The 14,030-nt window shown below is 44.2% G+C and carries 13 protein-coding genes; 4 read left to right on the top strand and 9 right to left on the bottom strand.

Annotated elements, in window-relative coordinates:
* Nucleotides 1–2: 2 nt before the first annotated feature.
* Nucleotides 3–725 carry a tRNA threonylcarbamoyladenosine dehydratase gene (locus tag BQ7489_RS05560; RefSeq protein ID WP_072530303.1) on the bottom strand — a complete coding sequence of 241 codons (723 nt, stop codon included), beginning with the start codon at nucleotides 723–725 and terminating at the stop codon, nucleotides 3–5.
* Entirely contained in the window at nucleotides 722–2,866 is a 2,145-nt protein-coding gene (locus BQ7489_RS05555; RefSeq protein ID WP_072530302.1) for a cation:proton antiporter, read from the bottom strand. The genes BQ7489_RS05560 and BQ7489_RS05555 overlap by 4 nt, the downstream gene beginning before the upstream one ends.
* A 219-nt stretch (nucleotides 2,867–3,085) precedes the next feature.
* Here BQ7489_RS05555 and BQ7489_RS05550 point away from each other — a divergent pair, with 219 nt between their 5' ends.
* Complete coding sequence (locus tag BQ7489_RS05550) at nucleotides 3,086–4,096, top strand: aspartate-semialdehyde dehydrogenase (RefSeq protein ID WP_072530301.1); 1,011 nt, start codon at nucleotides 3,086–3,088, stop codon at nucleotides 4,094–4,096.
* Nucleotides 4,097–4,188: 92 nt separating this feature from the next.
* On the opposite strand, the gene BQ7489_RS05545 is transcribed toward BQ7489_RS05550, so the two are convergent.
* The 5 genes from BQ7489_RS05545 to xseA form a co-directional block, all read right to left on the bottom strand.
* Nucleotides 4,189–5,289, bottom strand: a complete 1,101-nt coding sequence (locus BQ7489_RS05545; protein ID WP_072530300.1) for an Mrp/NBP35 family ATP-binding protein — start codon at nucleotides 5,287–5,289, stop codon at nucleotides 4,189–4,191.
* 15 nt (nucleotides 5,290–5,304) lie between these two features.
* The gene (gene trmB, locus BQ7489_RS05540; RefSeq protein ID WP_072530299.1) at nucleotides 5,305–6,063 is read right to left on the bottom strand and encodes a tRNA (guanosine(46)-N7)-methyltransferase TrmB; all 759 of its coding nucleotides are present in this window, start codon (nucleotides 6,061–6,063) and stop codon (nucleotides 5,305–5,307) included.
* 138 nt (nucleotides 6,064–6,201) lie between these two features.
* On the bottom strand, nucleotides 6,202–7,221 hold the full coding sequence (locus BQ7489_RS05535) for a branched-chain amino acid aminotransferase (protein WP_072532045.1): 1,020 nt from the start codon (nucleotides 7,219–7,221) through the stop codon (nucleotides 6,202–6,204).
* Between the two features lie 143 nt (nucleotides 7,222–7,364).
* Entirely contained in the window at nucleotides 7,365–7,571 is a 207-nt protein-coding gene (gene xseB, locus BQ7489_RS05530) for an exodeoxyribonuclease VII small subunit (RefSeq protein ID WP_072530298.1), read from the bottom strand.
* Between the two features lies 1 nt (nucleotide 7,572).
* Nucleotides 7,573–8,871 (bottom strand): exodeoxyribonuclease VII large subunit, encoded by a 1,299-nt coding sequence (gene xseA / locus BQ7489_RS05525; RefSeq protein ID WP_072532044.1) that lies wholly within the window; start codon nucleotides 8,869–8,871, stop codon nucleotides 7,573–7,575.
* Nucleotides 8,872–9,037: 166 nt separating this feature from the next.
* Between xseA and BQ7489_RS05520 the strand changes: the two genes are divergently transcribed.
* The 3 genes from BQ7489_RS05520 to rfbB are packed head-to-tail and all read left to right on the top strand — an operon-like array spanning nucleotide 9,038 to nucleotide 11,380.
* On the top strand, nucleotides 9,038–9,670 hold the full coding sequence (locus BQ7489_RS05520) for a cytidylate kinase-like family protein (RefSeq protein ID WP_072530297.1): 633 nt from the start codon (nucleotides 9,038–9,040) through the stop codon (nucleotides 9,668–9,670).
* A 19-nt stretch (nucleotides 9,671–9,689) separates the two neighbouring features.
* Nucleotides 9,690–10,181: a metallophosphoesterase family protein gene (locus BQ7489_RS05515; RefSeq protein WP_072530296.1), complete on the top strand. Its 492-nt coding sequence runs from the start codon at nucleotides 9,690–9,692 to the stop codon at nucleotides 10,179–10,181.
* Between the two features lie 59 nt (nucleotides 10,182–10,240).
* Nucleotides 10,241–11,380, top strand: a complete 1,140-nt coding sequence (gene rfbB / locus BQ7489_RS05510; RefSeq protein WP_072530295.1) for a dTDP-glucose 4,6-dehydratase — start codon at nucleotides 10,241–10,243, stop codon at nucleotides 11,378–11,380.
* A 102-nt stretch (nucleotides 11,381–11,482) separates the two neighbouring features.
* On the opposite strand, the gene thrC is transcribed toward rfbB, so the two are convergent.
* Nucleotides 11,483–12,784, bottom strand: coding sequence for a threonine synthase (gene thrC, locus BQ7489_RS05505; RefSeq protein WP_072530294.1), 1,302 nt, complete (start codon nucleotides 12,782–12,784; stop codon nucleotides 11,483–11,485).
* 30 nt (nucleotides 12,785–12,814) lie between these two features.
* Nucleotides 12,815–14,029: a cofactor-independent phosphoglycerate mutase gene (locus tag BQ7489_RS05500; RefSeq protein WP_072530293.1), complete on the bottom strand. Its 1,215-nt coding sequence runs from the start codon at nucleotides 14,027–14,029 to the stop codon at nucleotides 12,815–12,817.
* Between the last annotated feature and the right edge of the window lies 1 nt (nucleotide 14,030).

Below are 14,030 nucleotides of genomic sequence, written 5' to 3'. Positions count from 1 at the left end.
TCCTATAACTTCCTTAAAACATATTCCGCCATATAACATCCGAAAACAGCCGGCATATAACTGACTGTACCCGTAGTCGATTTCTTATTCTGTTCATTATCTATCAGAACGACAGCATGTTCATCGGCCTGCTCGGTACTGAACACCACAGGCAACTTGCGTTTCATCCCCATCTTCTGCAGACGCTTACGTACTGCCTTACTCAATCCGCAATGGTAAGTTTCCCATAAATCCGCAAAGCGTACCTGGGTAATGTCTTTCTTTGCTCCCGCCCCCATACTGCTGATAATTTTCAGTTTCCGCTGTAAAGCATGATAAATAAGGTAACATTTGGGAGCTACCGTATCAATGGCATCCACAACAAAATCAAAACGGTCACTGTCCAACAATTCCGGAATAGCTTCATCTTTCAGATAGACAGAAAGCACCTTCAATTCCAGATCAGGATTTATATCCTTGAAACGTTCGGCCAGCACTTCCGCCTTCAGCCGTCCGATAACAGAATGGGTTGCAGGTAACTGACGGTTGATATTGCTTGGCTGGACTGTATCGGCATCAACAATCGTCATTTTTCCAACTCCAGCACGACAAATCATTTCGGCGGCATAGGCGCCGACGCCACCCAATCCGACCACCAATACATGCGACTTGCGCAGACGCTCCATCTTTTCTTCTCCCAACAGCAGTTCTGTACGCTGCTGCCAGGACTTGTCATTCTCATTCATGAATTCTTCTTAAACCATTTATAAATCCAATTACCTACCTTGTCATAGTACTGCGTCTCAGCAAATCCGCGCGGATCAGCAAAAGAAAGGCTCTCTATCGGATCACCTTTCTGCTCGGGATAAAGAAGCATGATGCTGTTATTGTTAAAATACCGTGATATCTGCATAGGCAGACGTTCGAAGGAAGAGTCATAAGATATTGACCCTCTCCTTGCCGAAATGATAACCAACAGATGGTCATTATTTACCTGTCCGGTCAGCAACAACAGATCATTCCAGTCTTCAAGCTCCGAATAAGCGACCCGGGTATCCTTATGCTTCTTCAGAATACATCCACGGATATAGCCCAACGTCTGCGGATGTGCATAGAAATGAACCCGGCAACCCAACTGGCTGCTCATACGGCACATATGGGTAATCCATTTGGTAAACCCATGTTCATATTCGGCCTTTGGAGGCACTGCCACAATGATACGCCGCAAGGTATTGACCGGCATCTGGAACCGTGCCACCATAACCTGCAGATAAGTATTCTTCAACAGGTTTTCTGTCAGATTTCCGAAAAATGAATCGACAATACTGGTCTTATTATGCAAACCGATAATAATATTGGTAGCTTCATACTCTTTGGCCGTATGCAAGATACCTGTAGTGATATTCAGGTCAAAACGAGTAACAGTCTTCAACCGCACACTGGTAGAAGCCGCTATCTGGGCCGCCCGTTCCAGGTTGCGTTTCCCCCTCATCTCCTGCCGGGCCGAATCATTACTGTCATTGATAACACTCAAAGCTACCAGATTATTGGAAAGTTTCTCATCACGGACCACCATGGCCAGACTCATCAGACTTTCCAGCGTGTGCGGATTGGCAATCGGAATCAAGAACCGTTCCTTTTCCTCTGCCTTATCATTCTCTACCGCAGCATCATCCATAGCCATCTTCTTGGCGGCAAATTCAGTAGTAAAGGAACTTACCACGCAAGTGACCAATATCAGAAGGATAGTCCCGTTCAACACATCATCATTCAGCAGCCTTTCCCCGTCGGGCAAAATAATGTTATAGCCCACCAATACAGCAGCCAACGTAGCCGCTGCCTGAGCATTACTGAGCCCGAACATCAAATCCCGTTCCACAGCCCGCATCCGGTAAATCTTTTGGGTAAGATAAGATGCTATCCATTTGCCGACCAACGCTACGACTATCATCACAGATGCAACCTTCAGGGAATCGATATGCCCGAAGAGCACATTCACATTGATCAACATACCCACACCTATCAGGAAATAAGGGATAAACAATGCATTTCCTACAAATTCCAGATGGCTCATCAACGGAGAGACATGCGGAATCAGACGGTTAAGAGCCAATCCGGCAAGGAACGCTCCCAATATACCTTCCATTCCCACAAACTCCATCAGTCCCGCTCCCAAGAAGACCATCGCCATAACAAAAATGTATTGAACTACATTATCACTGTAACGGCGGAAAAACCAACGCGCAATACAAGGGAAAAGATAGATGATGACAAGACTCAAGATGATTACTTTCAATACCAGCAGTACCCAGAACATTTCAGAAGTATCGCCTTTATACATACCGCCGACCACAGCCAGTACCAACAGCGTCAACGTATCGGTTACAGCCGTTCCTCCCACAGCGATACTCACGGCACGCTGCCTGTTGATGCCGTAACGGATAACTATAGGGTAAGCAATCAAAGTATGCGACGCATACATACTCGCCAACAGTACAGAAGTAGCCAGTCCATATCCTAACAGACTCAAATTAGTCCACACCCCGATACCTAACGGAATGACAAAGGCCAGCAGTCCCAAAACCGTAGCCTTGACACGGATACTTTTGAAATCCTCCATGTTCATTTCCAGGCCGGCTAGAAACATAATATAATAAAGCCCCACCTTTCCGAACAACTCGAAGCTACTGTCACGCGCCAGAATATTCAATCCGTGTTCACCTATCACTACACCGGCCAATATCATACCGATGATATGAGGGATACGTAACCGTTCCAGCACAATGGGGGCAAACAGAATAATTACCAATACCAGGAAGAAAATCCATGTAGGATCTGTAATAGGAAAACTTATATCTAAACCTATAAAATCGAGCATTTCTTTCATAAGATGGTATCTTTTTTTGCTTTTTATCAACAAAAATAGAAAAAAACTTCCGATTTTCCATATTAATAAATCAGAATGTTTTATTTTTGCAGTCCGAAGCCTTGCTTAAGAAATCTTTTTATTTCAAAAACAAAGTTTCTTCTTTACAAAAGGAAAATAAAAAGCCCCATCAGCAAGAAAGAGGTAATTATTAATATCTAAAAATAAAACAAGAAAAAAATGAAAGTAGCTATTGTTGGTGCAAGTGGAGCTGTAGGACAGGAGTTCCTGCGTGTGCTCGATGAAAGAAACTTCCCGGTGGACGAATTGTTGTTGTTCGGTTCTTCACGTAGCGCCGGACGAAAGTACACTTTCCGTGACAAAGAAATTGAAGTGAAACTATTGCAACATAATGATGATTTCAAAGGTGTTGATATTGCCTTCACTTCGGCCGGTGCCGGCACATCAAAAGAATTTGCAGATACAATCACCAAATACGGCGCTGTAATGATCGATAACTCAAGCGCTTTCCGTATGGATGCCGATATACCGTTGGTTGTACCGGAAGTAAATCCGGAAGACGCATTGAACCGCCCGAGGGGCATTATAGCGAACCCGAACTGTACAACAATCCAGATGGTAGTAGCATTGAAGGCAATCGAGAACCTGACACACATCAAACGTGTCCATGTGTCTACTTACCAGGCAGCCAGCGGTGCAGGAGCTGCAGCAATGGATGAATTATATGAACAATACCGCCAAGTATTGGCCGGCGAACCTGTTACTGTAGAAAAATTTGCCTACCAGCTGGCATTCAACCTGATTCCTCAAATAGATGTATTTACAGATAACGGTTATACCAAAGAAGAGATGAAGATGTATAATGAGACACGCAAAATCATGCATTCGGATGTCAAAGTCAGTGCAACCTGCGTCCGTGTACCGGCTTTACGTTCTCATTCTGAAAGTATATGGATCGAGACCGAACGCCCGGTTTCTGTAGAAGAAGCCCGCAAGGCATTTGCTGAAGGTGAAGGACTGGTCCTGATGGACAACCCGGAAAAGAAAGAATATCCGATGCCTCTGTTTCTGGCAGGCAAGGATCCGGTATATGTAGGCCGTATCCGTAAAGACCTTACCAATGAAAATGGACTGACATTCTGGATTGTAGGTGACCAGATCAAAAAAGGCGCTGCACTGAATGCCGTACAGATTGCCGAATATCTGATCAAAGTAAAGAATATAGGTTAATATAACCCTTACCTAAAAAAAGTCCTGATACAGACGAATTTCAAGATTCCTTCTGTATCAGGACTTTTCCTTTTCTGACAGGAGCTCTTCCGTCATTTATGCGTCTTTACAATCTGGGTAGGCGCCTTCTCGGCATTTCTCTTCTCTGTCTGCTTGACCACATTACGTGCCAGTTCCATGAAAGCTTGTCCGGTTACCGTATTCTCATCGAGTGCAACGGGAGTCCCTTTATCTCCGTTTTCACAGATACTCTGTACAATCGGAATCTGTCCCAATAACGGCACATCCAATTCTTCGGCCAGACGTTTCGTCCCTTCCTTGCCGAACAGATAATACTTATGGTCAGGCAATTCTGCCGGAGTAAACCATGACATATTCTCGACCAGACCTAAGATAGGAACATTCACCTTATCATTCATATACATATTGATACCTTTGCGGGCATCAGCTAAAGCCACTTCCTGTGGAGTACTTACAATTACGGCACCGGTAATAGCCAAAGTCTGAAGCAAAGTCAGGTGAATATCACTGGTTCCCGGAGGAGTATCCAGAATGAAATAGTCAAGTTCGCCCCATTTGGCATCTCCCACCAGTTGCTTCAAGGCGTTGCTGGCCATACCTCCACGCCACAATGTAGCCTGATCCGGATTAACGAAAAAACCGATAGACAGCAGTTCTATACCATATTTCTCTATAGGTACAATCAAATCACGTCCGTCGACCGTTTCCGCATACGGACGTGCATCTTCCACCTGAAACATCTTAGGAACTGAAGGACCGAAAATATCCGCATCCAACAACCCGACTTTATAGCCGAGCTTCGACAAAGCTACAGCCAGATTAGCCGCAACAGTCGATTTACCTACTCCCCCCTTTCCGGAAGAAACCGCAATCACATTTTTCACCTGCGGCAACATCTTCCCCGGTTCAGGACGTGCAGCCTGACGACTTTCGGTGGCAATCGTCACTTCCACATCTTTTGAGACATATGTATGAATGGCGGTTTCAGCAGATTTGACCACCGATTTCATGAAAGGATCTGTCGGCTTATCAAAAATGATAGAGAAACTCACTTTCATGCCGTCGATACGGAGATTGTCTGCTACCATTTCCGCTTCAACCAGATTCTTTCCGTTACCCGGATAACGCACAGTAGAGAGTGCATCAAGAATCAATTTAGGATATAACGTCATAATATATATTTTTAATTATTTACTTGTTTTCAAACCACTACGCTTGCTACGGTTATAGCTACGGTAATCATCAAGCTCTATCTCCACATCAGGTTCAACCAGTTCACCCTCCTGAGGCAGACGGAACTTGATGTACTTGATGTTCAATCCCCGGTCGAGCCACTGCTGTTCATAATAAGTACGGATACTCAATATATCATCGTCCATACCCGAATGGTAAAGGTCGTCCGTCATGAACTCCACAGGTAAGCCATTTGCCTCAATCATATACCTGGTATACGTAAACATGAAATTACTATCCGTCTTCAAATGGATGATTCCATCCGGAACAAGGAATTTGCGGTAACGGTTCATGAAATATGTCGACGTAAGACGTTTGGTAGCCTTCTTCATCTGTGGGTCGGAGAATGTCAGCCAGATTTCACTTACCTCTCCCGGTGCAAAAAAACGATCTATAATCTCGATGTTGGTACGCAGGAACGCTACATTCCCCAATTTTTCATTCAAAGCCTCCGTCGCACCGGTCCACATACGTGCACCTTTGATATCCACACCTATAAAGTTCTTGTCGGCGTAACGACGTGCCAGACCTACCGTATATTCTCCCCGTCCACATCCCAGTTCCAGCACAATAGGATTGGTATTCTTGAAAAAATCACGGTTCCAGTTACCTTTCATTCCGAAAGGAACATCATCGACTACCGAATACGGATACTCGAACACATGCGGATATTCCGCCATATCAGCAAACTTTGCCAGTTTCCCTTTTCCCATCTTTTCAGCGTTTCTGTTTATATTCAGACCGCAAAGTTACGGTTTTTCAAAGATATAGACAAAAGAAAAACTTCTTCCCTGAATGTTGTTCCAGAAAAGAAGTTTTTCTAAGACAAATTATCTTGAATGTAAATTACATCAATCAAGAACCATCACCCATCCGTAAGGATCCGGTTCATCACCATACTGGATAGCCCGCAGTTTATTATACAGTTTCTCACAAACAGGTCCTGGCTTACCATCCTTGGCTATTACATACGACTTACCGTTTTCCAGATCATCAATCCGCTCTATAGGACTGATAACTGCCGCTGTACCGCACGCACCTGCCTCTTCGAACGTAGCCAGTTCTTCTTCCGGAATAGCGCGACGTTCAACTTTCAGTCCCATGTCTTCAGCCAGCTGCATCAAACTACGGTTTGTTATAGAAGGCAATATAGAAGTAGATAACGGTGTTACATATGTATTGTTCTTGATACCGAAGAAATTGGCGGCGCCACATTCATCAATGTATTTCTTTTCTTTAGCATCCAGATAGAATTCGCTGGCATACCCTGCATCATGAGCTATCTTATTGGCCCGTAAGCTGGCGGCATAGTTACCACCTACCTTATATCGTCCTGTTCCCAACGGAGCGGCACGGTCATACTCACGGATAATCACATACGGATTGGTAGCAAATCCGCCCTTGAAATACGGACCTACCGGAGTAACGAATATCACAAACATGTACTCGGAAGCAGGATGTACACCCACCTGAGCTCCTATACCGATCAACAGAGGACGTATATACAAAGATGCTCCACTTTCATAAGGCGGGATAAAGCGCTCATTTTTCTTTACCACCAGACGGACAGCCTCGCAAAACTTCTCAGTAGAGAACTGCGGCATCAAAATACCGTCACAAGTACTTTGCAAGCGTTCCGCATTTGCCTCAGGACGGAAAACACGGATCTTGCCATCCTTTCCACGATAGGCTTTCAGTCCCTCAAAAGCCTCCTGTCCGTAATGCAGGCAGGTTGCAGCCATATGAATGTTCAATGTTTCTTCAGAACAAAGTTCCAAATCGCCCCATTTGCCGTTGCGGTAATAACAACGTACATTATAATCTGTCTTCATATAACCGAAAGACAGATTAGACCAATCTATTTCGTTCATCATTATTATGGTTTATGATATTTTCTACAATATATTAGAATCTGTGAGCAAAAGTAAGGTTTTTAATTACAAAAAACAATGTCATAAGCACATTTTTTATTATTTCCCAACACAGCCACTTACTGCACACAAAATCCTCTGGTTTATTCCACCGCTTCCGCGTCACCAAGCATCTTCTTTATTTCAGTATCTGCCTTATACAGTTTCTCCCGACAATACTTGATCAGCTTTTGGGCCTCCTTCAAATTCTCTCCCAGCTCATCAATATCCAGTTCGTTACTTTCAATCCTTGAAACGATGGTTTCCAAACGCTTCATCGCCTCAGCATAAGTTTCTTTCTTTGCTGCCATATCACAATACTTTACTTTTAAATTCACCTTTTGCTACTTTAGTCACCAGTTCATCCCCCGGTTCCAGCTGTGCTGCATCGGTCACGGCTTTTCCGTTCTTTAAGGTAATGCTATATCCTTTCATCAGCAACAGTTCGGGAGAGGCCGCCTTAACCTGTTGTTCCAACAGATCCAGCCGATGCTTTTCACGCTGTAACCGGGCATATAACGCCACAGCCATACGTCTGTCTACCTGAAGCCGGAACCGCTCGCTCAGCAAACGTGTCTGCCAGGCCATCTGGATCCGCTTTGTCAGACGCTCCTGAGCAAAATGTTCATTCTGCAAACGCATCTGTACCCGTACCGGAATGCGGGCTACCCACTGTCCCAAACGTTCTTTATGCTTCTCAAGGAGAGATGGGATCCCCTCGTAGAAAAATGAAACATATCCATCCAGTCTTTCCGCCGTTTCACGCAAATGATTGATAAGAAATTCTGCAGCCGCTGTCGGTGTCTTGACACGTGTATGCGAAATCAGGTCAAGTACTGTATCATCCCGTTCATGACCTATCCCTGTAATGATCGGTAAAGGGAACTGTGCACAATGTGCAGCCAAATCATATGTATCGAATCCCGACAGATCGGAAGTTGCACCTCCTCCCCGGATTATTACCACAACATCCCAGTCGTCGCGTTCCCTGTTTATCTCTTCCAAAGCATGTATAATGGAACTTTCCACTTTATCTCCCTGCATCACAGCCGGGAACAATTTCGGGTAGAAAGCGAATCCGAAAGCGTTATTTTCCAGTTGGTTACAGAAATCGCCATAACCGGCAGCAGTAGCCGATGATATGACTGCAATACGTTGCATCAGTTCCGGAAGCTCCAGTTCCTTGTTCAACGTAAGAATACCTTCTTCATCCAACCTTTTCAAAATTTCTTTCCGCCGCCGGGCCATATCCCCCAAGGTATAAGTAGGATCAATATCAACAATTGTAAGAGAATAACCGTAAAGCTCATGGAAATCGACCGTCACTTTTACCAGAACCTTGATTCCGGATACAAAAGCCTGCCCTGTTTCTCTTTCAAAATAAGGTTTGATCTGGCAGAAAACGTTACTCCATATAAGCCCTCTAGCCTTGGCTATCAAGGAATTACTTTTCGGATCCTTTTGGACGAATTCCAGATAGCAATGCCCAGAATAATTTGTACGCACATCGCTCAATTCAGCCTGCAGCCAATATGCATCGGGCAAACAGGTATGGATACTTTTACGCACCAGCGCATTGAGCTCCACCAACGATAAAGGCTGATATTCCATTTGTTCCATTCATTCTCTTTTCATGCAAATATAGAACTTTAATAAACATTACGGGCAGCTTCACTAAATTTTGTGAACTATTTGCTTCCATAGCACAAAAGAATATTTTTTCATCTACAAATTTTTAATATATTTGTGGAACAAGAAATCCAAATAGCATATACACATGAACGATCACTATGTTATCAACTTAGGACGTCAGCTAGGCAGCGGCGGAAAAGAGATAGGTGAAAAGTTAGCCAAAGACCTAGGCATTTCTTTTTACGATAAAGAACTGATCAATCTGGCATCAAAAGAAAGCGGATTATGCCGTGAATTTTTTGAAAGAGCGGACGAAAAAGCATCCCAGAGCCTGCTGGGAGGACTCTTCGGAACCCGCTTCCCGTTTGTGACGGAAGGAGCCTATCCATACAATTCCTACCTCAGCAACGACTCACTGTTTAAAATACAAAGCGATGTGATCCGCCATCTGGCAGAAGAAAAATCCTGCCTGTTCGTAGGACGGTGTGCCGACTACATCCTGCGTGACCATCCCCGCTGTGCCAACGTTTTTGTATCCGCCTCTCCAGAAGCCCGCATCGAGCGGTTGACCAGAATCCATAACATCAGCGCAGAAGAAGCTGAAGACCTGATGGAAAAGGCCGACAAAAAGCGCTCTTCCTATTATAACTATTACAGTTATAAGACTTGGGGAGCAGCCGCAACCTATCACCTTTGTATCGATTCCTCTGTATTAGGTATTGACGGTACTGTGGAATTCATCAAGAAATTTGTCAAACTGAAACTTCAACTGCCCTGATTACACTCTAATATAACACATGAAAAGAATAGGACTCCTATCAGATACCCACGGCTATTGGGACGAGCGCTATCTCAAGCACTTCGAATCCTGCGATGAAATATGGCATGCCGGTGATATCGGCTCGCTCGAAGTGGCCGAACGTCTGGAAGCATTCCGACCACTACGCGCCGTTTACGGCAACATTGACGGACAGGACATACGGCTCCGTTTTCCGGAAGTAAACCGGTTTACCCTGGAAGGAGCAGATGTCCTCATCAAACACATAGGAGGCTACCCCGGCAAATATGATCCATCCATCAAAAATGTCCTATTGACCCATCCTCCCCGACTCTTCATCAGCGGACATTCACATATACTGAAAGTCAAATATGACAAGACATTGAGAATGCTTCACCTTAATCCGGGAGCAGCCGGCAAATATGGTTTCCATACAGTCCGGACATTAATGAGATTTACTATAAATGACGGAAACTTTTTTGACTTGGAAGTAATCGAATTAGCAGACTAACTGTTGCCTTATTGAAAAAACTTTCCGAAATTTGCATCCGCAAAAATAAAAGACCAAAGATGAAAACTTATTTAGTCACCGGAGCCGCCGGTTTCATCGGTTCCAATTACATAAAGTACATTCTAGCCAAGCACGAAGACATCAAGGTAGTGATTCTTGATGCATTGACATATGCCGGAAACCTGAGTACAATAGCAAAGGATATCGACAATGAACGATGTTTCTTCGTAAAAGGTAACATTTGCGACCGCAACCTTGCAGACCAACTTTTTGCCGACTATAAATTCGATTATATTGTCAATTTCGCAGCAGAAAGTCATGTCGACCGCAGTATTGAAGATCCCCAGCTGTTCCTTCAGACCAATATTCTGGGAACACAGAATCTCCTTGATGCTGCCCGCCGTGCCTGGGTGACAGGAAAAGATGAACAGGGCTATCCGACCTGGAGAAAAGATGTACGTTTCCATCAGGTATCGACAGACGAAGTATATGGCTCTTTGGGAGCAGAAGGCTACTTTACGGAAGAGACTCCCGTTTGTCCGCACAGCCCGTACAGCGCTTCCAAAGCCAGTGCCGATCTTATCATAATGGCGTACCGTGACACCTACAAGATGCCCGTTACTATTACCCGCTGTTCAAATAACTACGGGCCTTACCATTTCCCCGAAAAACTGATACCGCTCATCATCAAAAATATTCTTGAAGGCAAACGCCTTCCAGTCTACGGCAACGGAACAAACGTGCGGGACTGGCTCTATGTAGAAGACCATTGCAAGGCAATTGATCTGGTAGTACGCAAAGGACGGAACGGTGAAATCTATAATGTAGGCGGACATAATGAGAAGCAGAACATCGAAATCGTAAAACTGACCATAGCCACAATCCGCAGACTGATGGAAGAAGAACCTGCATACCGTCAGATGCTGAAGAAAAAGGAACTGGATGAAAACGGACAGATCAAGATTGACTGGATCAATGATTCACTGATCACATTCGTAAAAGACCGACTTGGACACGACCAACGCTATGCCATAGATCCTACTAAAATTACCAATGAATTAGGCTGGACACCGGAAACCCGATTTGAGGATGGCATCGTAAAAACTATTATATGGTATCTGAACAATCAGGATTGGGTAAAAAATGTAACAAGCGGTGATTATCAGAATTACTACGAAAACATGTACAAGAACAGATAAATTACATCAACAGACTGATATAAAAGAATTTATTAATAAAAAAAACCGGAAATCATCCTGCTAAAAATGATGATTTCCGGTTTTTATTGCTTTCCTTTCGTTTTATTGCTTCATAAGGTATGTCTTGAATGATTCGAAATCTTTCGGCATCGGAATACTCTGTTTGGTACCCCGCATAAATGCTTGCAGTTTTTCCGGAATCTTCACATTCACTCCAATGATATCTTCTACGGTCTGAAGGAATTTGGCAGGATGGGCTGTTTCCAAAAAGATACCGGTTTCTCCCGGTTTCAGATCTTCAGCCAAGGCACGATATCCACAAGCTCCATGAGGATCAAGCAGATAACCCGTTTCTTCATATGTCTTCTGCACTGTTTCACGGATTTGCTCATCTGTATAAGTTTCACCGCTGATTTCTGCAGCAATAGCATCATGACTTCCATTATATAAATCGAGAATACGTGCGAAATTGCTTGGATCACCTACATCCATCGCATTGGCAATCGTCGCTATAGAGGGGCGTGGATTATATTTACCGGTTTTCAGATACTGGTAAAATATATCATTACGGTTGTTGGCGGCAATAAAACGGGAAATAGGTAATCCCATATGCTTTCCGAACAACCCGGCTGTTATATTCCCGAAATTTCCGCTTGGAACACATATTACCAAATTGTCGGCTTTCCCTATTTTCTTCATCTGTGCATAAGCATAAAAATAGTAGAACGCCTGAGGTAAGAAACGTGCCACATTAATGGAATTGGCCGATGTCAGCTGCATATGTTCATTCAATTCCTTATCCATAAAAGCATTCTTTACCAAGGCCTGACAGTCGTCGAATGTACCGTCCACCTCAATTGCCGTTATATTCTGTCCTAATGTAGTGAACTGCTTCTCTTGGATTTCACTGACTTTTCCCTTCGGATAAAGGACATATACATGAATGCCTTCCACACCCAAAAAACCGTTAGCTACCGCACTGCCGGTATCACCCGAAGTCGCAACTAAAACATTGACTTGCTTTTTACCTTCCTTACGGATAAAATATCCCAGAAGGCGCGCCATGAAACGCCCACCAACATCCTTGAATGCCAATGTCGGACCATGAAACAACTCCAACGAATAGATATTGTCTTTCACCTTCACAGCAGGAACATCGAAGCTTAAAGTGTCATAAACAATGTGTTTCAAGGTTTCAGCAGGGACATCTTCACCGAAAAACGCATCGGCTACCCGATAGGCTATTTCCTGGAACGAAAGGTTTTCAATCTCATCATAAAATGATTTGGGCAGCGGTTTGATAGTACGGGGCATATACAATCCTTTATCGCTGGCCAACCCCCGGACTACAGCTTCTTCCAATGTCACGTCGGAAGCTTTCTTGTTTGTACTGTAATATTTCATAAACTCATCCTTATTTGGTTCATACAGCTCTCACTCGGCTGCCATAAATAAATTCATAAACTCATCTTTTTCCATGAACCCGTAGCCGCCTTCCCTACAGGATACTTCATCATATGTCTGGACTGAATCAGGTTCTATTCCAGGGTAATAGATAAGGAACGGAACCGGTTCATTGGTGTGTGTACGTAATTCGCAAGGTGTAGGATGGTCGGGTAAGACCGCAAAGGCTACAGGTTCATCCCAATCTTTTACAGCCTCATAAATTGGGCCGACAGCCCGGCTGTCCAGATATTCGATAGTCTTCAACTTCAAGGCAACGTCTCCTTCATGTCCGGCCTCATCACTCGCTTCAATATGCAGATAAACGAAATCATCTGTTTTCAACGCTTCAATGGCCGCTTTAGCCTTACCCTCATAATTTGTATTATACAGTCCGGTAGCTCCCTCTACATCGATACAACGTAATCCTGCATAACGCCCTATTCCGCGTATCAAGTCAACCGCAGTAATAACCGCCCCCTTTCTGATTGCAGGATATTTCTGAGACAACGGCTGCATTTTAGGACGATATCCCGGACTCCAAGGCCAAATACTGTTAGCCATATCTTTGCCTTCCGATTTTCTTTTCAAATTGACTGGATGATTGGGCAACAACTCCTGAGACTTTAAAATCAGTTCATTGAGCAGATCGGCCGTCTCCTGTGCCTCCGGACAAAGGGCCTTAACCAGATTCGGGAGGAAAGGTTTCAACGGTATATCATGGGGAGGCACACAAGCGATACGTTTATCGCCTCCTTTAATGACCAGCAAATGACGGTATTGCACACCTGTATAGAAATGAATACGGTCGGATCCCAATTTCTCCTGCAGAAACCGGATCAGTTCATCCGCTTCCTCTGTCGAAATATGTCCGGCTGAATGGTTCTTCAAAGTCTCTCCATCTACACAGATCACATTACAGCGCATGGCCATATCTCCGGGTTCCAAGTCGACGCCGATGCTGGCTGCTTCCAATACTCCACGGCCTTCATAAACTGTAGGCAAATCATATCCCATCACCGACATATTAGCTACTTCGCTTCCCGGATGGAAACCGTCGGCTACAGTTTTCAACATACCGGTACGACCCATACGGGCCAATCTGTCCATATTGGGAGTGTTTGCGTATTGCAACAAAGTTTTGTTTCCTAATGACGGTACGACCCAATCGGCCATTCCATCACCTAAAATAATGATATGTTTCATG

The organism is Bacteroides ilei, assembly GCF_900128495.1.
GTDB classification, from domain to species: domain Bacteria; phylum Bacteroidota; class Bacteroidia; order Bacteroidales; family Bacteroidaceae; genus Phocaeicola; species Phocaeicola ilei.
The sequence above is the reverse complement of the archived record's forward strand: the minus strand, read 5'-3'. Positions and strand labels throughout refer to the sequence as shown.

Coding starts and splice junctions, on each gene's coding strand:
- BQ7489_RS05560 (WP_072530303.1), bottom strand. CDS start 725: ATGAATGAGAATGACAAGTCCTGGCAGCAGCGTACAGAACTGCTGTTG.
- BQ7489_RS05555 (WP_072530302.1), bottom strand. CDS start 2,866: ATGAAAGAAATGCTCGATTTTATAGGTTTAGATATAAGTTTTCCTATT.
- BQ7489_RS05550 (WP_072530301.1), top strand. CDS start 3,086: ATGAAAGTAGCTATTGTTGGTGCAAGTGGAGCTGTAGGACAGGAGTTC.
- BQ7489_RS05545 (WP_072530300.1), bottom strand. CDS start 5,289: ATGACGTTATATCCTAAATTGATTCTTGATGCACTCTCTACTGTGCGT.
- trmB (WP_072530299.1), bottom strand. CDS start 6,063: ATGGGAAAAGGGAAACTGGCAAAGTTTGCTGATATGGCGGAATATCCG.
- BQ7489_RS05535 (WP_072532045.1), bottom strand. CDS start 7,221: ATGAACGAAATAGATTGGTCTAATCTGTCTTTCGGTTATATGAAGACA.
- xseB (WP_072530298.1), bottom strand. CDS start 7,571: ATGGCAGCAAAGAAAGAAACTTATGCTGAGGCGATGAAGCGTTTGGAA.
- xseA (WP_072532044.1), bottom strand. CDS start 8,871: ATGGAATATCAGCCTTTATCGTTGGTGGAGCTCAATGCGCTGGTGCGT.
- BQ7489_RS05520 (WP_072530297.1), top strand. CDS start 9,038: ATGAACGATCACTATGTTATCAACTTAGGACGTCAGCTAGGCAGCGGC.
- BQ7489_RS05515 (WP_072530296.1), top strand. CDS start 9,690: ATGAAAAGAATAGGACTCCTATCAGATACCCACGGCTATTGGGACGAG.
- rfbB (WP_072530295.1), top strand. CDS start 10,241: ATGAAAACTTATTTAGTCACCGGAGCCGCCGGTTTCATCGGTTCCAAT.
- thrC (WP_072530294.1), bottom strand. CDS start 12,784: ATGAAATATTACAGTACAAACAAGAAAGCTTCCGACGTGACATTGGAA.
- BQ7489_RS05500 (WP_072530293.1), bottom strand. CDS start 14,029: ATGAAACATATCATTATTTTAGGTGATGGAATGGCCGATTGGGTCGTA.